27 protein-coding genes and 2 tRNA genes are annotated in these 26386 nt (G+C 45.9%); 17 read left to right on the top strand and 12 right to left on the bottom strand.

The genetic code is table 11. The features are described from left to right. Positions 1-27: 27 nt before the first annotated feature. Entirely contained in the window at positions 28-1032 is a 1005-nt protein-coding gene (locus AC3RV5_RS07415) for a YhdH/YhfP family quinone oxidoreductase (RefSeq protein WP_489731308.1), read from the top strand. 60 nt (positions 1033-1092) lie between these two features. Here AC3RV5_RS07415 and AC3RV5_RS07410 read toward each other — a convergent pair whose 3' ends face one another. The 3 genes from AC3RV5_RS07410 to queE are packed head-to-tail and all read right to left on the bottom strand — an operon-like array spanning position 1093 to position 3080. Continuing rightward, positions 1093-1953, bottom strand: a complete 861-nt coding sequence (locus tag AC3RV5_RS07410) for an amino acid ABC transporter substrate-binding protein (RefSeq protein WP_489731307.1) — start codon at positions 1951-1953, stop codon at positions 1093-1095. Between the two features lie 8 nt (positions 1954-1961). Next, the gene (locus AC3RV5_RS07405; RefSeq protein WP_489731306.1) at positions 1962-2381 is read right to left on the bottom strand and encodes a DUF6841 family protein; all 420 of its coding nucleotides are present in this window, start codon (positions 2379-2381) and stop codon (positions 1962-1964) included. A gap of 24 nt (positions 2382-2405) precedes the next feature. After that, on the bottom strand, positions 2406-3080 hold the full coding sequence (queE, locus tag AC3RV5_RS07400; protein ID WP_489731305.1) for a 7-carboxy-7-deazaguanine synthase QueE: 675 nt from the start codon (positions 3078-3080) through the stop codon (positions 2406-2408). Between the two features lie 98 nt (positions 3081-3178). On the opposite strand from queE, the gene queC reads away from it, so the two are divergent. Beyond that, positions 3179-3841 (top strand): 7-cyano-7-deazaguanine synthase QueC, encoded by a 663-nt coding sequence (gene queC / locus AC3RV5_RS07395; RefSeq protein WP_489731304.1) that lies wholly within the window; start codon positions 3179-3181, stop codon positions 3839-3841. A gap of 208 nt (positions 3842-4049) precedes the next feature. Here the strand turns inward: queC and AC3RV5_RS07390 are convergent, their stop codons facing one another. From AC3RV5_RS07390 to AC3RV5_RS07370, 5 genes are all read right to left on the bottom strand, one after another. Continuing rightward, positions 4050-4223, bottom strand: coding sequence for a hypothetical protein (locus AC3RV5_RS07390; RefSeq protein ID WP_489731303.1), 174 nt, complete (start codon positions 4221-4223; stop codon positions 4050-4052). Positions 4224-4636: 413 nt separating this feature from the next. After that, positions 4637-5173: a hypothetical protein gene (locus tag AC3RV5_RS07385; RefSeq protein WP_489731302.1), complete on the bottom strand. Its 537-nt coding sequence runs from the start codon at positions 5171-5173 to the stop codon at positions 4637-4639. A 432-nt stretch (positions 5174-5605) separates the two neighbouring features. Then, the gene (locus AC3RV5_RS07380; RefSeq protein ID WP_489731301.1) at positions 5606-6526 is read right to left on the bottom strand and encodes a LysR family transcriptional regulator; all 921 of its coding nucleotides are present in this window, start codon (positions 6524-6526) and stop codon (positions 5606-5608) included. Positions 6527-6716: 190 nt separating this feature from the next. Continuing rightward, positions 6717-8726 (bottom strand): excinuclease ABC subunit UvrB, encoded by a 2010-nt coding sequence (gene uvrB, locus AC3RV5_RS07375; protein ID WP_489731300.1) that lies wholly within the window; start codon positions 8724-8726, stop codon positions 6717-6719. Continuing rightward, entirely contained in the window at positions 8723-10120 is a 1398-nt protein-coding gene (locus tag AC3RV5_RS07370) for an MATE family efflux transporter (protein WP_489731299.1), read from the bottom strand. The genes uvrB and AC3RV5_RS07370 overlap by 4 nt, the downstream gene beginning before the upstream one ends. Positions 10121-11134: 1014 nt before the next feature. Here AC3RV5_RS07370 and AC3RV5_RS07365 point away from each other — a divergent pair. The 11 genes from AC3RV5_RS07365 to AC3RV5_RS07315 all read left to right on the top strand — a co-directional run bounded on the left by AC3RV5_RS07365 (position 11135) and on the right by AC3RV5_RS07315 (position 19545). Next, a tRNA-Asn gene (locus AC3RV5_RS07365) sits at positions 11135-11211 on the top strand. A 106-nt stretch (positions 11212-11317) separates the two neighbouring features. Continuing rightward, a tRNA-Asn gene (locus tag AC3RV5_RS07360) sits at positions 11318-11394 on the top strand. Positions 11395-11766: 372 nt separating this feature from the next. Beyond that, positions 11767-12348 (top strand): electron transport complex subunit RsxA, encoded by a 582-nt coding sequence (gene rsxA / locus AC3RV5_RS07355; RefSeq protein ID WP_489731298.1) that lies wholly within the window; start codon positions 11767-11769, stop codon positions 12346-12348. Beyond that, positions 12348-12914 (top strand): electron transport complex subunit RsxB, encoded by a 567-nt coding sequence (gene rsxB, locus AC3RV5_RS07350; RefSeq protein WP_489731297.1) that lies wholly within the window; start codon positions 12348-12350, stop codon positions 12912-12914. The genes rsxA and rsxB overlap by 1 nt, the downstream gene beginning before the upstream one ends. After that, positions 12914-15370, top strand: a complete 2457-nt coding sequence (gene rsxC / locus AC3RV5_RS07345; RefSeq protein ID WP_489731296.1) for an electron transport complex subunit RsxC — start codon at positions 12914-12916, stop codon at positions 15368-15370. The genes rsxB and rsxC overlap by 1 nt, the downstream gene beginning before the upstream one ends. Positions 15371-15380: 10 nt before the next feature. Then, on the top strand, positions 15381-16454 hold the full coding sequence (gene rsxD, locus AC3RV5_RS07340) for an electron transport complex subunit RsxD (RefSeq protein ID WP_489731295.1): 1074 nt from the start codon (positions 15381-15383) through the stop codon (positions 16452-16454). Further along, the gene (gene rsxG, locus AC3RV5_RS07335) at positions 16451-17092 is read left to right on the top strand and encodes an electron transport complex subunit RsxG (RefSeq protein ID WP_489731294.1); all 642 of its coding nucleotides are present in this window, start codon (positions 16451-16453) and stop codon (positions 17090-17092) included. The genes rsxD and rsxG overlap by 4 nt, the downstream gene beginning before the upstream one ends. A 7-nt stretch (positions 17093-17099) precedes the next feature. Beyond that, on the top strand, positions 17100-17798 hold the full coding sequence (locus tag AC3RV5_RS07330; protein ID WP_489731293.1) for an electron transport complex subunit E: 699 nt from the start codon (positions 17100-17102) through the stop codon (positions 17796-17798). 64 nt (positions 17799-17862) lie between these two features. Beyond that, on the top strand, positions 17863-18498 hold the full coding sequence (gene nth / locus AC3RV5_RS07325; protein WP_489731292.1) for an endonuclease III: 636 nt from the start codon (positions 17863-17865) through the stop codon (positions 18496-18498). Between the two features lie 47 nt (positions 18499-18545). After that, positions 18546-18740 carry a YwbE family protein gene (locus tag AC3RV5_RS07320; protein ID WP_489731291.1) on the top strand — a complete coding sequence of 65 codons (195 nt, stop codon included), beginning with the start codon at positions 18546-18548 and terminating at the stop codon, positions 18738-18740. Between the two features lie 52 nt (positions 18741-18792). After that, positions 18793-19545 (top strand): sulfite exporter TauE/SafE family protein, encoded by a 753-nt coding sequence (locus tag AC3RV5_RS07315; protein WP_489731290.1) that lies wholly within the window; start codon positions 18793-18795, stop codon positions 19543-19545. 647 nt (positions 19546-20192) lie between these two features. Here the strand turns inward: AC3RV5_RS07315 and AC3RV5_RS07310 are convergent. Continuing rightward, the gene (locus AC3RV5_RS07310) at positions 20193-21155 is read right to left on the bottom strand and encodes a mechanosensitive ion channel family protein (protein ID WP_489731289.1); all 963 of its coding nucleotides are present in this window, start codon (positions 21153-21155) and stop codon (positions 20193-20195) included. A 214-nt stretch (positions 21156-21369) separates the two neighbouring features. Between AC3RV5_RS07310 and gloA the strand changes: the two genes are divergently transcribed. After that, positions 21370-21750 (top strand): lactoylglutathione lyase, encoded by a 381-nt coding sequence (gene gloA, locus AC3RV5_RS07305; RefSeq protein WP_489731288.1) that lies wholly within the window; start codon positions 21370-21372, stop codon positions 21748-21750. 7 nt (positions 21751-21757) lie between these two features. After that, positions 21758-22741 carry a glycerophosphodiester phosphodiesterase gene (gene glpQ / locus AC3RV5_RS07300; protein WP_489731287.1) on the top strand — a complete coding sequence of 328 codons (984 nt, stop codon included), beginning with the start codon at positions 21758-21760 and terminating at the stop codon, positions 22739-22741. Between the two features lie 106 nt (positions 22742-22847). Here the strand turns inward: glpQ and AC3RV5_RS07295 are convergent, their stop codons facing one another. Beyond that, on the bottom strand, positions 22848-23711 hold the full coding sequence (locus tag AC3RV5_RS07295; protein ID WP_489731286.1) for a flagellar protein MotY: 864 nt from the start codon (positions 23709-23711) through the stop codon (positions 22848-22850). 207 nt (positions 23712-23918) lie between these two features. Between AC3RV5_RS07295 and rnt the strand changes: the two genes are divergently transcribed. Then, positions 23919-24545 (top strand): ribonuclease T, encoded by a 627-nt coding sequence (gene rnt, locus AC3RV5_RS07290; RefSeq protein WP_489731285.1) that lies wholly within the window; start codon positions 23919-23921, stop codon positions 24543-24545. Positions 24546-24626: 81 nt separating this feature from the next. On the opposite strand, the gene AC3RV5_RS07285 is transcribed toward rnt, so the two are convergent. Then, positions 24627-25232 carry a peroxiredoxin C gene (locus AC3RV5_RS07285; RefSeq protein WP_489731284.1) on the bottom strand — a complete coding sequence of 202 codons (606 nt, stop codon included), beginning with the start codon at positions 25230-25232 and terminating at the stop codon, positions 24627-24629. 271 nt (positions 25233-25503) lie between these two features. Here AC3RV5_RS07285 and AC3RV5_RS07280 point away from each other — a divergent pair, with 271 nt between their 5' ends. Next, on the top strand, positions 25504-25698 hold the full coding sequence (locus AC3RV5_RS07280; protein WP_489731283.1) for a bacterioferritin-associated ferredoxin: 195 nt from the start codon (positions 25504-25506) through the stop codon (positions 25696-25698). Positions 25699-25798: 100 nt separating this feature from the next. Here AC3RV5_RS07280 and grxD read toward each other — a convergent pair whose 3' ends face one another. Then, complete coding sequence (gene grxD / locus AC3RV5_RS07275) at positions 25799-26125, bottom strand: Grx4 family monothiol glutaredoxin (protein WP_489731282.1); 327 nt, start codon at positions 26123-26125, stop codon at positions 25799-25801. Positions 26126-26386 lie beyond the last annotated feature (261 nt).

Here is a 26386-nt window from a genome sequence, read left to right as displayed (position 1 = left end):
TAGGTTTACTTTTTAAGGAAAATAACTATGTCTCAATCCAATACGTTTAAAGCCTTGCTCGTTGAACAGACGCAAGATCATCAATTTACTAAACGTATCGTTACCCGCTCCCTGGGGGATTTGCCGGATAACGAACTGCTTATCGAGGTTCACTATTCGTCATTGAATTATAAAGATGCCGCATCGGCCAGTGGAAACAAAAGGATCACCAGAAACTACCCCCACACCCCAGGTATCGATGCTGCTGGCCGGGTGATCAGCGATAAGTCCAATACCTTTAAACCAGGGGATGAAGTTCTGGTGTTTGGTTATGACCTGGGCATGAATACACCCGGGGGCTTAGGACAAATGATTTCCATACCGGCAAGTTGGGCGGTCAAACGCCCAGATACCTTAAGCCTCAAAGAAGCCATGATTTACGGTACCGGAGGCTTAACGGCGGCGCTGTGTATCCAGAAATTGGAAAAAATGGGCGCCACCCCAGGGGACGGCCCAGTGGCCGTGACGGGTGCAACAGGTGGTGTAGGCAGCATTAGTGTGGCCCTATTAAAACATCTGGGTTATCAAGTCGTCGCATTTACAGGCAAACCAGAACAAAGCGAACATCTAAAGACCATTGGCGCGGATGAAGTCCTGCATAGAGATGTGCTCAATGAAGTTGGGGACGCCCCCGTAGGTCCAGAACGTTGGGCTCATGGCATAGATACGCTGGGAGGCAACTACCTGGCAAATTTAATCAAACAGATTAAATCCGGTGGGGGGGTTGCAAATTGTGGCCTTGCATCATCCCCAGAGCTTTCGTTAAATGTTTTTCCCTTTATTACCCGGGGTGTATCGTTGTTGGGGGTAGACTCGGTATATATTCCGCTGGCAGAGAAACAAAAGATTTGGCACCGGGTAGCCACAGACATGAAACTGCCTAATCTCGATAGTTATGGTGAACAAATCTCCCTGGCTCAGACCCCACTATATTTGGAACGTTTTTTACAAAGTCAGGTGGTAGGACGTTACCTGGTAAATCTGAAACAATAAGGGCAGACACCCTAAGACGAGGGTAACAGTACCAAAAATTTTCGGAACACTCGCAACAGGTTATTGCGGATGTTCCGGCTGCTGATACCACAATTCTTTGCGTCCCAGAGGCGTCCCAGGTGGCAAAAAACTGTTTTCCAATTCAAACACGCGTCTACTGGGGATATTGGCCCTATCCAGGTTCTTTTGGTGAGCTTGTAAAAAAAGCTCATCAAACTTGCCATTGGCAATGGCTTTTTCCAGTCCACTTTGTAACAAATTGGCTAAAGGAACACTTTTTTTATTCACAAAAAAATACATGGCAGCGGGATACTTAATGGCAAGATGCTGTTCGATCATCAAATTTTTATTGTAAGCGGCATTGTCAATTTCCCCCCAGACCTCAACCACGGATCGGGGGAAAAAATCTCCCTGAGCATTGCGTAACATATTAAACAGACTGGCATAGTTATCATCCATAACCACGTTAAAACCATTGGCCTGCAATATTTTGGTGTCTGGCCAGTCGCGCCCTTGCAATGGAGTGAGCTTGATCAGGTGTTCGAACTGCTGAATGTATTTAAAACGCTCTGTCATATCGTCACGAATAAGCAATAGTCGCCAACCAATCAACCCCTTGTAGATCGGGATCCGTATGGGTAACAATTGTTCTTCACGCTGGGTATCGGTCATCGCCCACACCACATTCACATCCCGATTATCCGTCAAACGTTTGAGTGCTTTAGTTTGTAACATGATCTGGTCTGAGGGCACCAAGGTGTAGTTCACACCCGTTTGATCCAAGGCCAGCGACAACAGTTGTATAGGGTATTTAGCGCGCATATCGGAATCAGACATAGGGCGAGGATAAGTTATCCGCCACGTCGCCCCCTGACAATTAATACTGACCAACAACAGGATAATGCTTAATGTTTTACCCATGACTCGGCCTAACTCTTGGTTGATGAAAACAGGCTAAGCATAACATTCTCGTCTGGATCAACTACAGCAACAATGATCTTAAAGCCGTTTTCACCTACCTTTTGTAAGGTATAGGATGTGGGGCAACTGAAAAGCACGGTGTCACTTTTATCCAAAAATAGCCAACGCATCTTGATAAAATACAAGGTATCGGACAGGCGTATAGCCTGACTGAGTTTAGGGGTATTTTTCACTACTTTGGCTTGGATCATTTGTTCAATCAAGGTTGCGCAAGCTTTTGTTAACTGCTCCCGGTTATGAAACAAGATTTTTTGTTGATCGTTCATCACCACTGTGGGTAACAAACAAAAATCTGTGAGCCGTTCTATATTATGGCTATCTAATGCCTCGGCATAATCCGTTAAAAATGTTTGCGCGTCATGGTGCATAGGGTGTTGTTGCCTTCTTATTATCTATTCAATGCCGATGAATTTGTGGGTTTGTAATGACAAACGCCAGTTTTTGGCGATACAGGTTTTAATACATAAATCTGTGGCACGTTTCTGCTGGCTTATAGGTTGTAAATATATCAAGGGACGAGTTCTGCCTTCCAACAAGGTCAATACCTGCTCGAGTTCATCTATGTGCTTTTGCATCGCCACAGGATGTTTGATTTCGTTTGCCCTTACTAGTGCAGTTTTTAACACATCTCGCCCACCAGGCATATTCACCTTGGGTGAAACGGTCACCCACGTATCAGGATGGGTTAAAACCTCATAGGTACCGCTGGTTTCAATCTGCACTGAGTACCCCTCGCCAAGCAAGGTGTTCGATAATGGCCGCAAATCATACATGCAAGGCTCGCCACCGGTGAGAATAATATTGGTGGCCTGGTAATTATGCCTGGCAAATAGGTCGAGCAGCTGCGCCGGTGTATGTTCAAACCAGGAATCAGATTCACCTTTTTCCGCCATCACTTGCGTAACGTCTATCTTCAGGTTTTCATCTATTGCCCAGGTATGTTTAGTATCACACCAAGGACACCCAACCGGGCAGCCTTGTAAGCGGATAAATATTGATGGCACGCCCGTATGCGCTCCCTCCCCTTGGATCGATTCAAAAACTTCGTTTATTTTGTAGCTGGTCACGGTATTCCTGTGGTTTGGGTATGGGTTATCTGGGAATTTCTAGCGGGATCACTTAACATTACCACCTAGAAACGAACGATTATAGAGAAGCTAAACAAATGGTACAAAAGGTGGTTGTAATTTTTTCTGGCGGTATGGACTCCTTTACTGTGTTAAACATGGCCCACCAGGAAGGATTTGAGGTATATGCCTTATCGTTCGACTACGGTCAGCGTCATAAAAAAGAACTGGAATATGCCAGTCGAGCCTGCACTAAGCTTGGGGTTAAACACAAAATTATTGATATTTCAGCCATCAATGAATTAATTGGCGGTTCATCTCTAACCTCAGACATCGCAGTGCCAGAAGGCCATTATGCCCAGGCAAGCATGAAACAAACAGTGGTGCCCAATCGCAATATGATCTTGTTATCCATGGCGGTGGGTTATGCGGTGTCACTAGAGGCAAGTAAGGTCTACTACGGTGCCCATTCGGGCGACCATGCTATCTACCCGGACTGCCGTCCGGAGTTTGTGGAACGCATGAATGACGTATGCGCCATTGCCAATTATGAAAAGGTTGAAATAATCTCGCCCTTTTTATATCAGAGTAAAATTGAAATTTTGGCCGCAGGATTAAAACTGGCGCTGAACTACAACCTGACTTGGACTTGTTATAACGGGCGTGAAAAAGCCTGTGGTAAATGTGGTGCCTGTCAGGAACGTTTGGAAGCCTTTGCCAAAAACGACTGCATCGATCCCTTGGCCTATGAAAGCAGCTAATAGCCCATAAAAAATACTGCGTTCACACCTCAAGGGACGGGAAACAGGGCTCGTAGTACTTTAGTTTCGTTGGCGGCTCAACCTCTGCTTTGCGAAAGACCTAAGATGCCTCCTTTAGGCTCGTTTAAAAAAGGGCCTGGTTCGCAAGGACGCGGATCGAAAATTGGCGAAATGCTATTGCTCCAGGCCATGTTCTTCATAAAAAACGCTATTGAGATGAGCGTAAGCGCTCAAAGTGCAAGCCTTTGGCTGTGCGATTAGCAAAACCTTTGCAGTAGGTATGCTCAGCCTTGGGTTTACCGTTATCATCCAGGGCGAATACCCCAGCGTTGGCATTCGGCACCAAGTCCAAATACTCGCCCATTGCACTAATATTTTTCAAATACTTGTCTAACCACACAGTGACAAAGTGCTAGGCGATATTGTTCATACGGGTATTATCCCATACTGAATCGATATAATGCTCGCTGAGATTAATGCCCCGTTCTTGATCAAACATATGGGACTCGTCAGGGCCGGCATCACGGCGCCGGCATTGTGATTGGTGTTTTCATAGGTGGGTAACGCGCGATCGACTCGGGTTATCCCCTGCCAATTACAACTAAATTAACAAACCAGTATCAGATCTGCATAGGTTGCGCTCTTAACCCGAAGAGGCGGCAATTTATCGCATCGGTATAAAATAACTGTTTAACGGCTCTATCAGGGCAAAATCTCTGCTCGAAATATCATGCACTTTTCACACATAACGAAGGCTTTGATAAACCGGCGTTTTGGCGCCATCGCGCAAACTGTCTAAGGATACAGCTGGATTATTCCGCTATCACCCGTCCAATCACCCACCATCCAGATTTGTTCAAACGGATGGTTCGCGGGTACATCGATACAGTGTTGCAGCGCTTTAATTTGCTCAGCCCCCCATGCAGGGTGAGCGTTACGGATCACCAGCCACACGCGGTTTGATTTATACGATTTATGAGATTTGTTGATTAAGATCCGGTTTAGCGCTTTTAAAAGCCGCTGGTCGGGCTCGGACATTTGCTCTAGTTCTTGCAGCTCCACTATGGTTTTATCATGCAGTTCACGACCTAAAATTTGTCTGGCTTCTGCCTCAGAGCCATATAAATGCGCCACTTCTAAATCCAGGCGCTGCCCTTCAAACCGACAGGATACATCAGGTTTACTGGGTCGATTGTGCCAAATGTGTCGTATTTTTTTACCGTGATCGTGCTCGTACCAGCGCATAAAAATTTTTGCGGCCTGGTGCTCAAGGGCTATTTTTTCATGTTCACTGTTTTTTAATGCCGCCACCGATATCCACCTGCTAAACATCTAATACACTGTTATAACCGCCCCTAAAGAATAACATACCGCTGGACCAGCAGAATAATCTCGGTATCTCAGAAGACTAACCAATTAATCAGCGCTCACGATTATTTGTGGAAAATTATTGAAATCCCAAGGTTGGCCCATAGGGTGAAAGGCACAAATGCCTGAAATAAAATAGGAGCCGAGTTTAAAATCGCGACACCGTCAAAACATGTACGACGAGACAGACTTTACTTTATTACGGTAATTTCATACCGTGCAGGTGGGGATAATGATGGTGGTTAACGGCAAAAAAAAAGCACGTTGCTTATTGACTGCACAGGGCATTATTTGTGGCTTTTTGTTGCTTGCTCAGGCGCTTGACTTAATACCTGTTTAGCTTATGTTTTTAAACTGCTGCCGGGCACAAATAGCCCTCCGCTGGGGCCGGGGGTGTTACACTCCGGTCTGTTTAATAAAGTGAGACAGCTCCTTAATCAGATGGCGCAATACCGGGTTTAAGCGGGTATTTTTACCATTCATCACAAACAAGTCATGTTTGAATTCAAAGGCTCTATCTTTGATGGTAACCAATCCCAAGCCCTGGGCTTGATGCTCAATCATATAATCCGGTAACAAGCCTATATACTCCCCGGTCATAATGGCCGACAAACAGGCATCAAACGAATCGGAAAAGGTTTGGATCGATAAGCGCCGTTCGCCGTCAATATAGTTTGCAGAAGACAGGCCAGATATACCTATGGCCGGATAATCTTCAATACAGACGTCTTTAGGTAAACCGTCGGCGTACTTCGCTAGCTCGTGTGTGGGGGAACAATACAAACGACCTTTGCATTTCACATCTATGGGGTGAAATGTCACTGATTCGGGTTTCACCATGTCGTAGGTAGATAAAACCAAGTGGCATTCGCCAGACAGCGCCACATGTTCCACTTCGTTGTACAGCCGGGTCTGGATATTGACATGAATATCATCAAACTTTTTCATGGTGCTTTTAACTGCTTTACTAACGGCCAGGTGATATGACAAGGGCAAACTGGCCATCATCACCAATGTCACATGACCGGAATAATCATCGTGCAAGCTTTTCAGATTAAACACGAAATTATCGAAGGAATTAAAGATACGTTTGGTTTCCTGAAAAACCACCTCACCTTCTTTGGTCATTTGAAAACCACCACGTCCACGATGACAAAGCACCAAATCCAAGCGTTCTTCCAGTTTTTTAATGGCTGCGCTGATGTTAGGCCTTTGCATACGCAGCACATTTTCCGCAGCCGTAAAGCCATTACATGATGCAACGGCATAAAAGACTCTTAAGAGTTTAATGTCAGATTCTTGCAGACGATTCAGCATTTTAGCACCGCTTATAGGTATAGTTATTGATACTAAAAGGTATAATAGGCAAGGCTAAATCTGATTACAACGTAAATATCAACTAATTGTGGTGATCTTGACAACAATGACTTGAAAATGATGCCAAGTAAGAAGATAGCTGTAGAATAATGGCGGCTGGCAAACCGCCTGATATGAGCGACCTGCCAAGTCAGGAAATCTTGACTACCTGCTGGCGCAAGTTTTCTATTTCATCGCGCATGGACGCGGCACTTTCAAACTCCAGGTCCTTGGCTAACTGAAACATCTGTTTTTCCCGTGTACCAATTTGAATCATCAACTCCCGAACGCTCAAACCATTGTATTTTTTGCCTCCCTCTGCCACTTTGCGCAGCTTGACCTTACCGTTATCACTGCCGTCTCCCACATCCATAATATCGGTTATAGGTTTAAACAACTGTGTGGGCACGATACCGTGCGCCAGATTATGCGCTTTTTGCACTTCTCGGCGCCGATCAGTTTCATCTATTGCCCGTTGCATCGAGCCGGTGATGCGGTCTGCATATAAAATAGCTCGTCCATTAATATGCCGGGCCGCCCGGCCCATGGTCTGGATCAAGGAGCGGTCCGAGCGCAAAAACCCTTCCTTATCCGCGTCTAAAATCGCCACCAATGACACCTCTGGCATATCCAGACCTTCGCGCAACAAGTTGATCCCAACCAATACATCAAACTTGCCAATACGCAGATCCCGAATAATTTCAATGCGCTCAACCGTGTCTATATCTGAATGCAGATAACGCGCCTTCACCCCATGTTCATCCAGGTAATCGCTTAAGTCTTCGGACATGCGTTTGGTCAATGTAGTGACCAGCACCCGTTCGTTGACCGCCACACATTTTTCAATCTCCGAGAGTAAATCGTCTACTTGAGTGCCTACCGGCCTAATTTCGATGGTCGGATCGATCAATCCCGTGGGACGCACCACCTGCTCAATAATATCGTCCGGAGTTTTAGCCAGTTCGTATTTTCCTGGTGTTGCCGATACGTAGATGGTTTGAGGAGCGATTTGTTCGAACTCGTCAAACTTGAGGGGCCGGTTGTCCAGGGCTGAGGGCAGTCTGAAACCGTACTCCACCAAGGTTTCTTTACGGGATCGGTCCCCCTTGTACATAGCGCCAATCTGCGAAACCGTCACATGCGACTCGTCGATAAACAACAGCCCATCAGCGGGGAAATAGTCAATCAAAGTCGGCGGCGGATCCCCAGGTGCCCGACCAGACAAATAACGGGAATAATTTTCAATTCCCGAGCAATACCCCAGCTCTTGCATCATTTCCATATCAAACTGACAACGCTGACTGATCCGCTGCTCTTCCACCAATTTATTGACTGACTTTAACTGTTCACGGCGCTCTTGTAGTTCGCTTTTGATATGTTCTATGGCACCGAGGATCTTCTCCCGGGGAGTAACGTAATGCGTTTTGGGAAATATGGTCGCCCGTGCCACTGTTTTTTCTATGGCACCGGTTAACGGATCAAATACACTGATGCGCTCTATTTCTTCGTCGAACAATTCCACCCGAATAGCATGGCGTTCGGAGTCTGCGGGAAACACATCGATCACGTCGCCCCTCACTCGGAAGGTACCTCGCTCGAATGCTATATCGTTGCGTGCATATTGTATTTCTGCCAGGCGGCGTAAAATGTCCCGCTGATTCATTACGTCACCCTGTCGAAAATGCACCAGCATTTTCATATAGGATTCAGGATCCCCTAAACCATAAATGGCCGATACGCTGGACACGATAATAACGTCTCGCCGCTCCATCAAAGACTTAGTGGCAGACAGGCGCATCTGTTCAATATGGGCGTTGATCGACGCGTCTTTTTCAATAAACGTATCGCTGGAGGGCACATAGGCTTCTGGCTGATAATAATCGTAATAAGAAACGAAATATTCCACCGCATTATTGGGAAAAAATTCTTTCATCTCACCGTATAATTGAGCGGCCAGGGTTTTGTTGTGGGCCAAAATCAACGTCGGGCGCTGTACCTGATCAATCACATTGGCCATAGTAAAGGTTTTACCTGAGCCCGTTACCCCCAATAATGTTTGACAGGCCAGTCCGTTTTCGAGCCCCTCAACTAAGGCTTCGATGGCTTTAGGTTGATCCCCTGCCGGTGAATAGCTAGATTTGAGTTGAAACGGTCGAGTCATGTAGTTTCCTCTTGTGGAAGATGGTCTAGGGCTTGGGTTATCAGCTGCTCTTTTATGACCTTGGTGAACCAGATATAGGCCACGATAGCGGTCAGGCCATTGGCCAATACACCTGCCCAAAACATGCCTTCTAAGGAATAAAGCAGGCTGCCCAGATAAGATATGGGCACAAAAAATACAAACAACCGCAACAGGCTCAATAACAATGCTGACATAGGCAAGTGCATGGCGTTAAATGAGGAGTTGGTCAGAATAACCACAGCTTGTAAACCATAACCCAGAGGTACAATCATTAAATACAGTTTGATCAGGTCAAACACATTTTGTGTGGTAGAAAAAATGCCTGCTAAAACGCCGGATAAAGCATAAATAATGGCAAATACCAGCAACTGCCAGATGATGACAAAACGTAAACAGAGTTTATAGGCTTGGGCCACTCGCTGGATGTTATTGGCCCCATAATTTTGGCTGATAAAGGGTGGCAGTGACATAGACAGAGCTAAAACTACCATACTGGCCATCGATTCCAGTCGCCCGCCAACGCCCCACGCTGCTACCGCACCTGGGCCATAGGTGGCAACCACTGCGGTCAAAACGCCCGCGGCGATAGGCGTAAGCATATTTGCCCCAGCGGCGGGTAAACCAATTTTAAGGATCCCCCCACTGGCCAATTTCAACTCCTGCCAGGTCAGTAACCGGGGCAAGATGAGTTGGCGCTTATAGGCGAGTAAATACAAAATATAGAAAAGCCCCAGGGCCCAGGCGATAAGCGTCGCGATAGCGGCCCCCTGAATACCCAGCGCTGGTACAGGCCCCCAACCAAAAATTAAGATGGGATCGAGTACCACATTCACCAAACCTCCGACTGCCATGATATAACTGGGGGTCTTGGTGTCACCTGACGCCCTAAGGATACTGTTACCCACCATAGGCATGGCCAAAAATACGCCGGCTGCATACCAAACCAGCATATAGTCACGAATGTAACCGAGTAGGTCATCCGTGGCGCCGAGCAGCCGGAAAATCTGATCGATAGTCAATACCCCACCTAATGCCAGCCCAGCGGCTAATACAAAGGCCAGCATCAAAGCGCCAGTGCCGGATTCCTTGGCGAGGCCAGCCTTACCCGCCCCCAGAAATCTGGCAATGACTGCTGAAGTGCCTATGCCCAACCCAATATTCAAGCTGATCAGGGTAAAGGTAACAGGAAAAGTGAAACTGATGGCTGCCAGCTGTGCAGTCCCCAACAGGCCAATAAAAAAGGTGTCGACCAGACCGAATGACATCATCATCACCATGCCGATTAACATAGGTATGGTCATTTTGGTCAGTGTGCTGGCGATGGGATGTTTAAGCAGATCAGGACGTGTTGACGACCCAGTTTGTTGACTCACTCTTTGATTCCTTTATTAACTGACCCACTATAGTAAGCTAACCACCAATATAAAACTAAATTAAAGCTGGCAGCGGGTAGATTTAAATCCGCCGAAAACGAGCCTAATCCGGTCGCGTAATGTTACTAACGTTTCATTTAGCCTCACTCTATTGTTAACGGACAGTAACATTCAGCGTATTAACAACCAGGACATAACCATTTATGTCGTTAATTAGTGACGCATAAAACAAGTGGATGCTTAATTCAAGCCATATTAATAAATAAATATGACTTTATTTTTCATTTCTTCCAAGAAAAAATAATTATAAAAACAAGCTAATTTCAAGCCTTATTTTAATTAAATTTATTTTGCTTTAAAAAACAACACACAACTAAAATACGTCTGCATAAAAAACGTACTAGCTTTAGCTTTAGTGTTAACTTATAGCTATAACATGTTGATTTAATTAAATATAAATAAATATAAGTGGGAATATCACATTTCTCATTGACAACGTTTCTACTAGCCTAAGTCCCCTTAAAAATAATTCATACACACAGTTATCCACAGATATAGTGGATAACTATCCCCGACTCAAGTTTGGCGCACACTTGACTGATTAGTGCGTAAAATTTAGGTAAGTCGTTGCTAACCTTAGGAGCTCATACAATAGGTTACACTTTTGTTAACACCTGGTTTTGCATACAGTATTCAACCATTTACTAATAACCGTTTGTTATAACCAAACGATATTTCGTGATTACAAACTGATTAGTTCTGCGGGCTAAATAAATAGCGGATTTTGAGTCAGTATTTTTTGAAAAAAGACCAATTGCGCAGACTTTCACCAATTCGCGGGCTGGTTTGTATAAATTAACCGCAACCAGTCAATAAACCCAAAAAATAATGATTATCGGTGTTGACACCGAGCGGTATGCTCATTAATATTCCGCACCGTTGAAAAGCAGCCTCAATGGATGTGAGTAAACAGGTTTACATAACCTATTACGTTTTCAACATGCGTTAATCGATTCCCCCTTAGCTCAGCTGGTTAGAGCGACGGACTGTTAATCCGCAGGTCCCCCGTTCGAGTCGGGGAGGGGGAGCCATCTTATGTCGTATTTGTTCAATACAAAAGATGGCTCAAATTTGGAAACAGATATAGTCGACACGTAGCTTATTTTCGTATAAGTAAAGTTATTTATCATTTATGATTCCCCCTTAGCTCAGCTGGTTAGAGCGACGGACTGTTAATCCGCAGGTCCCCCGTTCGAGTCGGGGAGGGGGAGCCACTCAGGCTCAAACTCTTAGTTACTCAATAATTCCTATAAAATCGCAAAAACTTTTTTATTATCAAGTTGTTAATCTGTGCACAAACTAAGATAATGGTCCGGTAAGTTGATTACCTGCAGTTATGCATAAGCGAGTGTAACCTTAATAGTACTCTGGATATTTGCCTTATCTGCCACTATCTATATTTATACATTAATAATAGTCATTGGTTTATCGCGTACAAAACCTGTAATTTGCGACTCTATCGATACGGTTAATAAGCAGTAATGAACAACCAATAGATATCACGCTTGCATGATGGCCCGGGTTACCCATACACCTGGTTTTCTGCAAGCTGCGTTTTTAGATTTTAAGTTAATGGGTAAAAATATATGACTGAATTTTTACTGTTATTAATTGGTACAGTACTGGTCAACAACTTCGTACTGGTGCAATTTCTTGGCTTGTGCCCTTTTATGGGGGTGTCGGGCAAACTTGAAACCGCTATCGGCATGTCGATGGCGACCACTTTTGTGCTTACCTTGGCATCCCTTAGTAGTTATCTGGTCGAACACTATATTTTGCTGCCTCTTGGCATAGGCTATTTGCGTACCTTAAGTTTTATTCTGGTTATAGCGGTAGTGGTGCAGTTTACTGAAATGGTGGTGCATAAAACCAGCCCTACCCTGTATCGACTACTGGGTATTTTTCTGCCATTGATTACCACTAACTGTGCGGTATTGGGTGTAGCCCTTTTAAATATCAACCAGGAGCATAATTTTATTGAATCTGTGGTTTACGGTTTTGGCGCCGCGGTTGGCTTTTCCTTAGTACTGATTTTATTTGCCGCTATGCGCGAACGTTTAGCTGTAGCCGACGTTCCTGCCCCATTTAAAGGTGCATCCATTAGCATGATCACGGCAGGCTTAATGTCTCTGGCCTTTTTAGGTTTCACCGGTTTGGTCAAGTTTTAATGATAGTGTTTTGGACCATACTTACCGCCCTACTCACTTTGGGGGTATTGGCACTTATTTTCGGATCGATTCTAGGTTACGCCGCTATACGTTTTAAAGTACAAAGCGATCCGCTTGTGCAGCAGATAGACGAACTTTTGCCCCAAACCCAATGCGGTCAATGTGGTTACCCGGGTTGCAAACCCTACGCCCAGGCAATTGCCGATGGCGACGACATCAACAAATGCCCACCCGGGGGCGATGCGACCATCAAACGCCTGGCCGACCTGATGGGAGTAGAGGCGACGTCTCTGGATGCGGCTCACGGCCAAGAAGACATCAAAAAAGTCGCCTTTATTCGCGAAGACGAATGCATCGGATGCACCAAGTGTATTCAGGCCTGTCCAGTAGATGCCATACTCGGGGCCGCAAAACAAATGCACACCGTGATTGCCGATGAATGTACCGGCTGCGATCTTTGTGTCGAACCCTGCCCTGTCGATTGTATCGATATGATCCCCGCCGCGACTTCGACCTTGGCCTGGCGCTGGAACATTGACAGCATTCCCGTTAAACAGGTGAGTTGATGAAAGCCCAAACCGATTTCGAAGAGATTATCCAGCGTGTCAATAACGATCAGCTGTGGGACTTCCCTGGCGGTATTTTTCCTCCTCAGCATAAAGACATGTCCAATGGACAACCCATCTCGCAGTTGGCGTTACCTGAACGTTTATTTATTACTGTTAAACAACATATTGGGGTGGAAGGGCATCTCGTTGTAGAGCCAGGGGACACAGTACTAAAGGGGCAACCGCTAACCAAGAGTATGAACCCCTTTGCGGTGCCTGTGCATGCGCCTACCTCAGGAAGAGTCTGCAGTATCGCACCCCATGTATCAGCCCACCCCTCAGGTCTGCCAGAACTTAGTGTCGAAATCGAACCTGACGGACAAGACAAATGGATAGAGCTTAAACCTCTGCAAAATTACCAGTCACTGCCAAAAGTCAGTGTGCTGGGGGCGATTTGTGACGCAGGAATTAGCGGCATGGGCGGAGCTGGTTTTCCGACCCATATCAAAGCCTCGCCGAAAAAAAATGTGCAATTTTTGCTCATCAACGGCATTGAATGTGAGCCTTACATTAGCTCTGATGATCGCTTAATGCGCGAACATGCGTGGCAAATACGTCAGGGTATAGATGTGCTCTTCCATCTGTTGTCCCCAAAACAAGTTTATATTGCCATAGAAGACAATAAACCCGAAGCCATTGAAGCGATGCAGGTCGCCTGTCAGGAAAATGAGATTTATAAGGTTTGTATCATCCCCACCAAATATCCCGCAGGTGGCGAAAAACAGCTTATCCAAGTGTTAACCGGCCGTGAAGTACCCCAGCAAGGACTGCCTGTAGACGTAGGCGTCATCATGCACAATGTCGGTACCTGTTTTGCTATTGCCGATGCCATCTTCTCCGGTAAACCCCTTATCCAGCGAGTCGTGACCCTTACCGGCGGTGCGGTTAACAAACCGGGAAATGTGTGGGCACTTATCGGCACCCCCATTTCCCATTTAATGGCCCAATGTGAATATCAGGGCGATGCACAGGGTCAGCCCAAGGTGATAATGGGCGGACCTATGATGGGCTTTACTTTAGCCAACCAGGATGTGCCTGTGGTGAAGATCACTAACTGCATTTTGTTATCCACCAGCCAAGAGATGCCTCCACCAGAGCCTGAACAAGCCTGCATTCGTTGCAGTGCCTGTGCCGACGTTTGCCCTGCCAGTCTATTGCCTCAGCAACTGTTCTGGCATAGCAAAGCCAAGGAATTAGAAAAGGCTCAGGAATACAATCTGTTCGACTGCATCGAATGCGGAGCCTGTGCCTATGTTTGTCCCAGCGAAATTCCTTTGGTGCATTATTACCGTGTGGCCAAAGCAGAAATTCGCCACGAACAAGAAGAAAAACAAAAATCGGACAAGGCCCGGGAAAGGTTCGAAAGCCGCGCGGCAAGATTGCAACGGGAACAACACACCAGAGACGAAAAACATCGCAAAGCTGCGCAAGCACGCAAAGAAGCGATGCAAGCCAGTGGCAATAATGCCCAAGATAAAATTGCCGCGGCACTGGCTCGGGCCAAAGCCAAAAAAATGCCCGTCGACAGTGAAACACCAGACAGCCAGAATCAATCTGAGCACTTAACCTCAGCTTCCCAGAGCAAAGGGAGTGACAGGGTGGCAGCAGCTATTGCCCGGGCCAAAGCCAAAAAATCCCAGCGACAGGGTGAGGATAATCCCCCCACACAATCTAGGGAAAATGCCGAACCGGCTACGGCTAAGGTCGATGACACAATAACACCGTCCAGCAAAAACGAGCGGGTCGCCGCGGCTATCGCTCGAGCCAAAGCGAAAAAAGCCCAACGACAGGAAGAGGATAATTTGCCTGCCCAGCCTAGGGAAAATGCCGAACCCGGCAATTCCGACGAAACCATTGGCCCGACCAGCAAAGACAAACGGGTCACCGCAGCTATCGCCCGGGCAAAAGGCAAAAAATATCAACAGAAAATTCAAGCAGTTCCAGTATCTGAGTCAGATGCTGAACATACCGAACACGTCACATCGGGGCCTGAGACCTCACCTGATCTGGGAGCAAATATCATGAAAGCTAAGCCACAGGACGTCCCCGACATTCCAGCTGAAGCGCCGGTGAGCCAAGACGGCGGCCCCCGTGATGCAGCTCAGACGACCAACAAACCGGCATCTATCGCTTTGGAAGCGGATAATGAGCTACGTAAAAAACAGCGTATTGCCCTGGCTGTGGCTAAGGTTAGAGCCAAAAAACTGGCTATCCAGCAAGCTGCCGATGGATCCTTACCGATTACAACATCGGCTCCAGATGACAACAACAAACCGGCGGGTACGACCCCCTCAGGAAGCAATACACTGAGCGCAGAACAAGCCTTAGAGCAGAAAAAAAAGCGCATAGCCACCGCAGTTGCTAAAGCTAAAGCTAAAAAAGCAGCGCAATCCAACCAGACACCAAAAGACTAAAGCCCTAGTGATGAATTACAAACTCGCCAGCTCTCCCCATCAACATACACGCCGAACCACTGGGCAAATAATGCGGTTGGTGATATTTGCCTTGATACCCGGGCTACTCGTGCAATGCTGGTTTTTTGGTTGGGGCTCTATTATTCAGCTAGTACTCGCTATCGCCACAGCTATCATCACCGAAGCGAGTATCCTGGAATTGCGCAAACGCGACTTTGAACGCGCAATAAAAGACAACAGCGCCATATTGACCGCCATGTTACTGGCGGTCAGTATTCCACCTCTTGCTCCTTGGTGGGTTATCATTATCGGCACCTTCTTCGCCATAGCGATAGTCAAACAACTGTATGGTGGCTTGGGTTATAATCTGTTTAATCCGGCCATGGCCGCTTACGTCATGTTACTGGTGTCATTTCCTGTTCAGATGACCCAGTGGTTGCCTCCCTTATCATTAGCGGCGCATCAACCAGGGCTAGTAGACGCGATACAAACGATTTTTACCGGTTATAGTGCCGACGGCTTTAGCCTGTTACAACTACAAACCGCGGTAGACGGTCACACCATGGCCACCCCCCTGGATTCGATTAAGACCAGTCTGGCCAAAGGCATGACGTATGAAGAAGGCTTAAATACGGCAATATTTTCAGGCTCAACCGGTATCGGCTGGGCGTGGATCAACATCGCCTACTTACTCGGTGGACTGTACTTGTTAAAAGCCAAAGTCATTAATTGGCACATACCCACAGGGATGTTACTAGCGGTATTTAGCTGCGCAGTGGTGATGTTTCTAGTGGACGGCGACAGGTATGCCTCACCGGTTTTTCACTTGTTAAATGGTAGCCTAATGTTAGGTGCCTTTTTTATTGCTACCGATCCCGTTTCCGCCTCTACCACCAATAAAGGACGCTTCATTTTTGGAGCGGCCATAGGTTTATGGGTTTATTTAATCCGCACATGGGGAGGCTATCCTGATGCCATCGCTTTTGCGGTTCTGATCATGAATATGGCAGTGCCTTTGATCGATTATTACACTCGCCCACGCACGTATGGTCATGCCAAAAAAGCCACGGGAGGTAAAAAATGACCCGTAGCATAATTAAAAATGGCCTGATCCTGGCGCTTTTTGCCATGTTAACCACAGGTTTAATTGCCGCCACCTATTTTGGAACCAAAGAGCAGATCGCACAGCAAAGACAGCAAAAATTGCTGAATACGTTAGATGCCCTGGTGCCAGGAGACAGCTATAACAACAGCATGCAAAACGACTGTGTCATTGTTTCCTCTCGACAATATTTGGGCAACAATGAGGCGAAACATATTTATCGTGCTACCCAAAATCATCAGCCTGTGGCTGCGGTGATCGAAACCACAGCAGCAGATGGATATAGCGGCCGGATAGAGCTGATAGTGGGAGTGACAGATCAAGGGCAAGTCTCAGGTGTGCGGGTATTGAAACACAAAGAAACCCCGGGATTGGGTGATAAAATAGATCTGCGCATCAGCGATTGGATCCTCTCTTTTAGCGGGCTAACCCTTACGACTGAAAATGATAACTTGTGGGCGGTTAAAAAAGATGGGGGCCAGTTCGACCAGTTTACGGGCGCCACTATCACTCCTCGTGCAGTCGTCAAAGCAGTAAAACGTGCAGTGGTATATTACCAAGCTCATCAGGCAGAACTGTTTAGTGCAGACAATGCCTGTAATACACAAGCAAAAGTTTGAGGACATAATGAACGAATTTAAACAACTGAGCTGGCAGGGATTATGGAAAAACAACCCGGCACTGGTGCAATTACTGGGTTTATGCCCTTTACTGGCGGTAACCGCCACCCTGACCAACGGCTTGGGTTTAGGCTTGGCCACGACCTTGGTATTAATAGGTTCTAACACCACAGTATCGATTATCCGTAATATAGTACCCAATGAGATCCGTATTCCAATTTTCGTGATGATCATAGCGGCCTTTGTCACCATAGTGCAGTTACTGATGAACGCCTATACCTTCAAGCTTTATCAAGCGTTAGGCATATTTATTCCACTGATTGTGACCAATTGCGCCATCATCGGCCGAGCGGAAGCTTACGCCTCCAAAAATCCCGTGGTGTATGCCGCGTTTGACGGTCTGATGATGGGACTAGGATTTACCTTTATCCTGGTTGTGTTAGGTGCTATGCGCGAAGTTTTGGGCTATGGCACTTTATTTGCTGGTGCAAACTTGTTGTTAGGCGACTGGGCGAGCAACTTGAAGATCACTGTATTCACCACAGATACCCCATTTTTGTTAGCCATTTTACCCCCAGGTGCCTTTTTAGGCATGGGCTTACTCATCGCCCTGAAAAACCTGATGGATAAACGTATGGAGCGGATGTTTGCTGCTCAGCGTCATGCAAAAGTGGTGCAACGGGCCAGAGTGACCGCCGAAAGTTGATGGGCTAAGACGGTCAAAAATAGCCTGAAGCATACAACCAACATTCCCCTGACATGAGAGTTCAATGAACCAACAAAAACGCCTGACTATGCTTAACCGCTGGCGCGATGCTAACCCCCACCCCACAACAGAATTGAATTTTAACAGTCCGTTTGAACTGCTTATCGCCGTATTACTCTCGGCACAAGCCACGGATGTGAGTGTGAATAAAGCTATGGCCAAACTGTTTCCAGTGGCCAATACCCCGGACAGCATCTATGCCCTGGGGGTCGATGGCGTGAAAAGCTATATTAAAACCATAGGTTTGTTTAATACCAAAGCGGTAAACGTGATCAACACCTGTAAAATTTTGATCAATAAACATCATTCACAAATCCCCCAAGACCGGGAGGCCCTGGAAGCTCTGCCGGGAGTTGGGCGTAAAACGGCGAATGTGGTATTAAATACTGCCTTTGGCTGGCCGACCATAGCAGTCGACACCCATATTTTTCGTGTATCTAATCGTACTAAATTGGCCATGGGTAAAAATGTTGATCAGGTAGAACAAAAACTGCTTAAGGTTGTTCCTCCCGAGTTTAAGGTAGATGTGCATCATTGGTTGATTTTGCATGGTCGTTACACTTGCATCGCCCGCAAACCCAGATGTGGCTCCTGCCTGATCGAAGACCTATGCGAATTTAAAGATAAAACTTCAGATTAAATCTGATAAACGACTGGATAAAAACTATTTAACCACAGGATAAGATAATGGCAGCAACAAAACGGGCGAATATAAATATTGGGGCAAATGTATCAATCGTACTCAAAGAAGATCAGCGCAGTGGCGAATTAACCGAAGGAGTGGTGCAGAAAATTCTGACCAATTCACCACATCATCCCCATGGCATTAAAGTACGTTTGGAAGACGGCCAGGTTGGACGGGTGAAAGTGATCCATTCTTGACTTTCTCCTTTAGAACCGCTGTAAATTTCCCATTAAAACAATGGCTTTGCAGGTGATCGAGCTTTTTTCCTATTCACTGAGTTACCACACCCTGGCTATGCTGTTTTTAGCCGCCTTTCTTATTGGTATGGCGAAAACCGGCGTCAGTGGTGCGGCGATGTTTTCAGTACCTATTTTGGCCTTGATATTCGGTGGCAAAGTCTCGTCTGGTTTAATGTTACCCATGTTGATCATGGCAGATTTGTTTGCGGTTAACTATTATCATCGCCATGCAAACTGGCATTATTTAATCAAGCTATTCCCCTCTGCGGCCTTGGGGGTATTAGTCGGTACACTGCTGGGCAATTATATTGATGATCAGTTATTTAGGTTGATCATGGGCATTATCATCTTTGTCAGCCTGCTTATCATGTTGTGGATGGAGCGGGCCAACAAAGACAAGATCCCGGATTATCTGTGGTTTGCTATTTTAATGGGTCTGCTAGGTGGCATCACCACCATGATCGGTAATCTGGCCGGGGCGGTGATGGCGTTATACCTTCTCAGTATGCGCCTGCCAAAAAATGAATACATAGGCACTGCCGCTTGGTTTTTTCTCGCTATTAACTTGTTTAAGGTACCCTTTCATATCTTTAGCTGGCAGACCATAGATATGAATTCGTTCCTGTTAAATTTAACCAGTCTGCCTTTTATCGCCTTGGGTGCCTATGCGGGGTTGAAAATCGTCAAACGTATTCCAGAAAAGCAGTATCGCTGGTTGATTTTGGCAGTGACTGCTGTCGCCGCTGTCATTATGGTGGTTTAGTGATATGCAGACAAAAGTTACGCTGATTTTAGCCTTAGGCTGTTGCTAAAACCGCTTCTGTCCTCATGTGTCTCAATACAGGCTAATGTGGGCAGGTGATCTGCATTCGCCAAGCCCAGTAATGACTGATGAGGCACGCAAAACAGCACATCCAGTGTCAGGCGATCCATGCCATAGAGCCCCCGGTGCAACATATTGGCTGAAAATACCAATATAACCCCGGCCTTAAGCGCGACGGGCACTGCCAGGGGTAAATTGTCTGTTTTTAGTGAGCATGTTGCTCCAAACGCAGTTCCTCTTTAGTGTGCCCACGTTTATGACTACTTGGTACTAATTCGATATCAGGTTCATTCTTCAGTGTTATGCGAAATGGACTAATTCTGGTCCGTGAAAGGCAGATTTTTGGCCATCTAGCGTATTATACTGGGGATCACAATGCCAATAATTTGGCTGACTGGCATTAATCAATTCAGCTAATTCGGTTAATTTCCTTTGGCGGAAAAACGTCCTGTGTACCACATACACATTATGTTAACATGCATACCCATAATATTATTTTATCCTTTCTCCCCTATCGATCGGTCAAGCCAATTTCAGCTGATTAGCAGCTCCTGGCTGCCAACCCGTGTTTTTATCCCATTGGCTTTCTATTCTTTGGCTTGGCGTTTGATCATCAGCGGCTCTTTGAACGTCATAGTGCGATAAGGGAAAGGTATTTCAATACCGGCCTCATCCAGAGCGCGTTTAACGGCTGCTACTACCTCACTGCGAGATTTTCGCTGGCCCAATGGGGTCGGATCTGTCCACCAGGTCACTTCTATGTCTATGCTGCTGGCACCAAAGCCATGCAAAAACACTTCTATGGGTAAGTCCTGATTAACCGTGTCGCAACTAGCCAAAGCGTTTTCGACTATTTTCACAGACTTTTCGGCATCTTCCGAGTACGCCACGCCCGTCATGATCGTGATACGCCTGGAATTCAGATCCGTGAGCACTTTAACCGGGTTTTTGAACAAAAATGAATTGGGTGTTACCACCAACTCGCCGTCCGGACGACGAATTTGGGTCATGCGTACTGAAATATCTTCAACCTTGCCCATAATGGATTCACACTCAATAAAATCCCCCTTCTCGAATGGATATTTCCACAGCAGCATAATACCCGCAAAGAAGTTTTCAAAAATTTCTTTAAACGCAAAACCGATTGCGACCGACGCCAATCCTAATCCACCTAACGCTTTAGCCGGGGTTAGACCTGGGAATATCACCATGGCAGCTAGCAATAACCCCAACAGCCAAATTAGAATACTACTTAGGCGCTGCAACAGATCCCGCAATGAACCACGCATTTTGCTGCGTCCTGACAGATTGAAGACAAACTTTCCTACCAGATAAGACATCCCCCAGGTAAATAGCAAGACGATTAGCCCGGCTAATAAGTAAGGCGTGTGGCCAATAAAGTCGTAGGTTATATCGGTCATTGTGGATCGCAAAGCCTGCATTGCCGACTGCATATCAATCACCTCTGCGGTCTTGTCAGGCGAAGCTGCCTGCGACGACGTTGGCCAGAAAGTCATCAGCAACAGAATTACCTTATTTTGAAACGACATAGCTTTCCCAGGGGCGTAACAATCAAGTATCAAGCATATGGTAAATCATCGAGTAAGCCAATTCGCTTTAATTTATTTTGCCAGGTTACCCAAGAAAAAGTGCGGAATGCTGCGCTTACCACGCTTTTTATTTACATATTGTCATATTGTTGGGTGCATACAGGCGATATACTCAGTGCACGAATTTTCAAACTAACGAAAAGCGAGATTTATCATGCGTTTATTACACACTATGTTACGGGTAGGCGATCTATCACGCTCCCTTACCTTTTATACCGAATTGCTCGGCATGTCTGTGCTGCGCCAAAGTGACAACCAGCAGTATCGTTATACCCTGGCATTTGTGGGGTATGGTGAAGAGGGTAGCAACACGGTGCTCGAACTCACTTACAACTGGGATGAAGACAGTTACGATATGGGCACCGCCTATGGGCATATTGCCATAGGGGTAGACGACATCTACCAACTGTGTAGCGATCTCAAAAAACAAGGCGCCGATGTTTATCGTGAAGCTGGCCCAGTCAAAGGCGGCACTACAGTGATCGCTTTTGTTCGCGATCCCGACGGTTATGCAATTGAACTGATCCAAAACTGAGCGCACCATGAAAAAATTGCTGTTATCCCTGTCGATACTCAGCTTAGTGACCGGTGAGTTGGTTAGCGCTAAGCCCCTGGTTATCGCCCATCGGGGCGCGTCGGGTTATTTACCCGAACATACTTTGGAAGCCGCTACTTTGGCCTATGCTTTAGGGGCGGATTTTATCGAACAAGACTTGGTGCTAAGTAAAGATCTGGTGCCAGTGGTGTTACACGATATCCACCTAGAAACCGTCACGGACGTAGAACTCAAATTCCCCCAACGCTATCGTGATGACGGCCGCTACTATGCCCTGGATTTCACTCTGGCTGAGCTTAAAAAGTTGGTGGTCCATGAACGCACCAATGGTCAAGGCCAACAGGTATTTGCCAAACGATATCAAGGCAAGCAACCGTTCAGCATAGCCACGTTTGAACAACATCTTGAATTGATCACGCAGTTAAATCGCCAGTTTTCGAAAAATACCGGCGTTTATCCAGAGATCAAGTCTCCCGCATGGCACCGTGAACAAGGCGTCGATATCAGCAAGATAATATTAACACTACTGCGTAAACACGGTCTGGATGACGCCAGCAAACCCATATTCGTGCAGTGTTTTGATTTTGCAGAAATCAAACGCCTACGCAATGAACTGGGAGCCAGAGTGAAATTAGTACAACTTATTGCAGAAAATGACTGGCAGGAAGCAGCCACAGATTTTGATGCCTTACGCACACCGGCAATGCTGATGGAAGTAGCAAAAGTTGCCCAGGGTATTGGCCCTTGGCTCCCTCAGTTAATTGACTTCAAAACCATGCAACTGACTAAACTTGGCCATCATGCCCACCAGGCTGGCTTGTTTGTTCATCCGTACACCTTCCGTCAGGATGCATTGCCTGATGGGGTAACCAGTCAACAAGCGCTGGATATGCTGTTCAAAAAAGTAAAGGTGGATGCTTTATTTACCGACTTTACCGATACTGTGGTTGAATATCTGCAAGCCCCCTGACCCAGTGTGTCTGATGAGGAGGTGTCGGGGAAATACCCGCTAACCCCTTCATCCTTGAAACAGCCTGTTTGTTGGCTGCCATGCAATTCCAATGATTTTGGGTATATTAGGGCTTAGCCATGCGGATCACGACCCGACGGTTACGGCCTCTGGACGTTTCACTGGTATTAGGGGAAACATGTCGACGTTCGCCATGACCGGTGACATCTATATGATCGGACTGTACTCCTATATTACGAAAGTAGTCCTTTATCTCAACGGCTCTGCGTACCGACAATTGCTGGTTCGTTGCCCGGCCGCCGTAACTGTCGCTATAACCGTCGAGTAATACCAACCCCATATCACTGTCTTCTTTTAAATAATCACCGATCATATTCAGGCGGCGCTGGGAATACTTGGTCAGTTCGGCGGAATTTTTCTTGTAGGCAAGCACAGTGTAAGCGATATCTTCGAAACTGTAAGGCAATAAATTAGCCACACATTGGGCAAAATTGCGATAGGGCGTGGCAAAATTACTGGCGTTCAAACCGACGGCAATCTGATCATTTTGGTTGTACCAATCTTGGTAATAGATGGTCGGCCAGAAGCCTTTTTCCAATTCAGAGAGCATGGTCCAGGCTGTAGCTTCCGGTAAGTCCCCTGTATATTGTTTTCGAATTGTCATCTGGGCGATATTACGTTGCATTTTACCCGGCATCCACTTAGGAGGTACGGAATACACCGCCGCTACCCCATAAGATTTGGGTAACAGTAACATGTCCAGTTCAAACTCCATGTTCAACTGTTTTGACGCCAAGGCAGTAAACAGCGCATCACCATAACCGGGAATATTGTGCGCCAAAGTACACTGCAACCGACTTTGTTTACTCAATTGCCAATCAGAGCTTTCTATTTTTGCCGCATACTGACGCAATCCTGCCGCAGCAGAAGTACAAAGTAGCAATGTACAGATGAATAAGGTTTTTTTCATAAGCCTTGTTTCGAAACGAAAATTAATATGAGGACCAATGGATCCCACCTATGAGGTATTTATCGACATCAACTGGCAAAAGTTTAACCGCTAATGTCCCCCACAACCAGGTAGTCAACAATAGTTTGCCAATATAAATAATCTTTCGCACTGGCTACCACTGTGGATAGTTGCCATAATTGCCGCAAATTTTTTAACTAGGTCTCCATGTCAGAGCACAAATATCAACTTAAAGATCGATTTCGCGGCTATTTCCCAGTCATTGTGGATGTGGAAACCGCAGGTTTCGATGCCAATCGTGACGCCTTGTTAGAAGTCGCCGCTATTACTACCAAAATGGATGCACAGGGGTTTCTCACGCCTGATAAGACCTTTCATTACCATGTTGTACCCTTTGACGGGGCAAACCTTGAGAAAGCCGCCCTGGACTTTAACGGCATAGATCCATGGTGCGCACTGCGCGGTGCCCTGGATGAATCTGAGGTGATTAAAGATTTGTGTAAACAAATCCGCAAAACTCAGAAAGATGCAGATTGTCAGCGTTCGGTTATGGTGGCGCACAATGCTGCATTTGATCTGGGTTTTATTAACGCGGCCATTGAACGCAGTCAGATAAAAAGAAGTCCTTTTCATCCTTTTGTTTCTTTTGACACCACTACCCTGGCAGGCTTGGCTTTGGGACAAACCGTGTTAATAAAAGCCTGTATTGCCGCCGGCATAACCTTTGACCAAAACGAAGCCCATTCCGCTTTATACGATACCCAAAAAACTGCTGAGCTATTTTGTCACATTGTGAATAAATGGCAGTCCAATTGCGGTTGGCCCATAAGTTAGGCAAGTTAAAAACAGCGTATTTAACAATTAATATATATAAAAAAACCGCTGAAGTCAGCGGTTTTTAAGTACCAGACTCACTTACAAAGAGTCGGCATTCTCGGATAGGTAACTGGCCACGCCTTCTGGGCTGTCAACCATACCTTTTTGTCCAACTTGCCAACCGGCGGGACACACTTCACCATGCTCTTCATGGAAGTTAAGTGCATCAACCATTCTCAACATGTCGTCTATATTACGTCCCAGGGGCAAATCATTAACCACTTGATGGCGCACTATACCTTGGGCATCGATCAAAAATGAACCGCGAAACGCCACACCAGCTTCCGGATGTTCGACATCATAGGCCTGACAAATTTCGTGTTTAACATCGGCAACCATAGCGTATTTAACCGGGCCAATACCGCCATCATTAATGGCTGTATTGCGCCATGCATTATGGGTAAATTGTGAATCAATCGATACCCCAATAACCTCTACGCCGCGCTTTTTGAATTCATCGTAACGTTTGTCAAATGCGATTAACTCAGATGGGCATACAAAGGTGAAATCTAATGGATAGAAAAACACCACTGCTTTTTTATCTTTAATCGCTTCACTTAGGGTAAAGCTATCAACAATTTCACCATTGCCGAGTACGGCTGCTGCGGTAAAATCTGGGGCTGGGCGACTGACTAATACACTCATAGGGATCTCCATTTAGATAGTTGATAAATAATTTGCATGGCACCGACTTTAACCCGAGCACCATGATACTTTGCAGAATTGTTTTGTTATATATAAGTATGCACGGATTACTAAAAACCAAGTCAATGCGTTAACTATTTGCGCTTTAAAACCTATTCTTATTATTAACAGACTGGCTCACTAAACATTTTGCATAATTATTAAACAAAGCCTTGAACTTGATACTAATAACAACTATTATCATTTCCATCTAGAGGTGAGGTGTCAATTTATGTATGTATGTTTGTGCCACGGTATTACCGACAAAGCTATTAAACAGGCTGTACGCGAAGACGGTGTAGGTAATATGCGTCAATTGCGTGAAGCCTTGGGCGTAGGCAGTCAATGTGGAAAATGTGTGCGCATGGCGCAAAACATGATTGACAATACCATCATAGACGAAAGCTTGTTTCGGGAAGTGTGTTAACACAGGCCCCATCCCTGAGCGGGCAATTTGTAATTGCTCACGCCTAATATGAAGACAAAAAAAGAGCCCTGGGGCTCTTTTTTCGTTATAACATCAAGTTTTATTTAGCGTGTTTAGCCACAGCTTCTTTGATAAGCGTTTGCAGCTCACCTTGTTGGGCCATTTCCATGATAATGTCACAGCCACCTACCAGTTCACCTTCAACCCAAAGCTGAGGAAAAGTCGGCCAGTCGGCGTACTTGGGCAACTCGGCACGAATATCCGGGTTTTGCAAAATATCCACATAAGCAAATTCTTCACCACAAGACATTAACGCTTGTGACGCCTGGGATGAAAAACCACAGTTGGGTAATTTGGGTGAACCTTTCATGTATAAGATGATGAGGTTTTCTTTCAGTTGTTGCTGGATTTTTTCAACGGTTTCCATGGTAACTCTCAATTAAGTAACGAATATCAGTAGTAATAGGGTCAAGTCTAACGTTTTCAATCCAAGATTGAAAATCTAGTCTAGTATCATCTAGAAAATAATATACACCCCTGCCCCTTGTTTTGTGAACAAGTTACCCTAAGATCCAAACCTGGACTTCAGTGAAACTCGACTAAGTTTGTGCTTTTACCTTGGCTTGCAAACGTCTAGCATCTAGTTCTGGTCAAATGCACGACTAAATATAACTCTAAATGGAGAATT

It is taken from the genome of Paraglaciecola sp. IT1134 (assembly GCF_058068185.1).
Note: the sequence above shows the minus strand (reverse complement) of the source record. Positions and strands in the feature narration are given on the sequence as shown.

What these genes read in the sequence shown, in the direction of transcription:
- glpQ (WP_489731287.1), top strand. Translation starts at nt 21,758, where the DNA reads ATGAAAAAATTGCTGTTATCCCTGTCGATACTCAGCTTAGTGACCGGT.
- rsxA (WP_489731298.1), top strand. Translation starts at nt 11,767, where the DNA reads ATGACTGAATTTTTACTGTTATTAATTGGTACAGTACTGGTCAACAAC.
- rnt (WP_489731285.1), top strand. Translation starts at nt 23,919, where the DNA reads ATGTCAGAGCACAAATATCAACTTAAAGATCGATTTCGCGGCTATTTC.
- AC3RV5_RS07405 (WP_489731306.1), bottom strand. Translation starts at nt 2,381, where the DNA reads ATGCACCATGACGCGCAAACATTTTTAACGGATTATGCCGAGGCATTA.
- rsxG (WP_489731294.1), top strand. Translation starts at nt 16,451, where the DNA reads ATGACCCGTAGCATAATTAAAAATGGCCTGATCCTGGCGCTTTTTGCC.
- AC3RV5_RS07285 (WP_489731284.1), bottom strand. Translation starts at nt 25,232, where the DNA reads ATGAGTGTATTAGTCAGTCGCCCAGCCCCAGATTTTACCGCAGCAGCC.
- AC3RV5_RS07280 (WP_489731283.1), top strand. Translation starts at nt 25,504, where the DNA reads ATGTATGTATGTTTGTGCCACGGTATTACCGACAAAGCTATTAAACAG.
- queC (WP_489731304.1), top strand. Translation starts at nt 3,179, where the DNA reads ATGGTACAAAAGGTGGTTGTAATTTTTTCTGGCGGTATGGACTCCTTT.
- grxD (WP_489731282.1), bottom strand. Translation starts at nt 26,125, where the DNA reads ATGGAAACCGTTGAAAAAATCCAGCAACAACTGAAAGAAAACCTCATC.
- AC3RV5_RS07295 (WP_489731286.1), bottom strand. Translation starts at nt 23,711, where the DNA reads ATGAAAAAAACCTTATTCATCTGTACATTGCTACTTTGTACTTCTGCT.
- gloA (WP_489731288.1), top strand. Translation starts at nt 21,370, where the DNA reads ATGCGTTTATTACACACTATGTTACGGGTAGGCGATCTATCACGCTCC.
- rsxB (WP_489731297.1), top strand. Translation starts at nt 12,348, where the DNA reads ATGATAGTGTTTTGGACCATACTTACCGCCCTACTCACTTTGGGGGTA.
- AC3RV5_RS07330 (WP_489731293.1), top strand. Translation starts at nt 17,100, where the DNA reads ATGAACGAATTTAAACAACTGAGCTGGCAGGGATTATGGAAAAACAAC.
- nth (WP_489731292.1), top strand. Translation starts at nt 17,863, where the DNA reads ATGAACCAACAAAAACGCCTGACTATGCTTAACCGCTGGCGCGATGCT.
- AC3RV5_RS07415 (WP_489731308.1), top strand. Translation starts at nt 28, where the DNA reads ATGTCTCAATCCAATACGTTTAAAGCCTTGCTCGTTGAACAGACGCAA.
- AC3RV5_RS07385 (WP_489731302.1), bottom strand. Translation starts at nt 5,173, where the DNA reads ATGTTTAGCAGGTGGATATCGGTGGCGGCATTAAAAAACAGTGAACAT.
- AC3RV5_RS07410 (WP_489731307.1), bottom strand. Translation starts at nt 1,953, where the DNA reads ATGGGTAAAACATTAAGCATTATCCTGTTGTTGGTCAGTATTAATTGT.
- AC3RV5_RS07380 (WP_489731301.1), bottom strand. Translation starts at nt 6,526, where the DNA reads ATGCTGAATCGTCTGCAAGAATCTGACATTAAACTCTTAAGAGTCTTT.
- rsxD (WP_489731295.1), top strand. Translation starts at nt 15,381, where the DNA reads ATGAATTACAAACTCGCCAGCTCTCCCCATCAACATACACGCCGAACC.
- rsxC (WP_489731296.1), top strand. Translation starts at nt 12,914, where the DNA reads ATGAAAGCCCAAACCGATTTCGAAGAGATTATCCAGCGTGTCAATAAC.
- AC3RV5_RS07320 (WP_489731291.1), top strand. Translation starts at nt 18,546, where the DNA reads ATGGCAGCAACAAAACGGGCGAATATAAATATTGGGGCAAATGTATCA.
- uvrB (WP_489731300.1), bottom strand. Translation starts at nt 8,726, where the DNA reads ATGACTCGACCGTTTCAACTCAAATCTAGCTATTCACCGGCAGGGGAT.
- AC3RV5_RS07310 (WP_489731289.1), bottom strand. Translation starts at nt 21,155, where the DNA reads ATGTCGTTTCAAAATAAGGTAATTCTGTTGCTGATGACTTTCTGGCCA.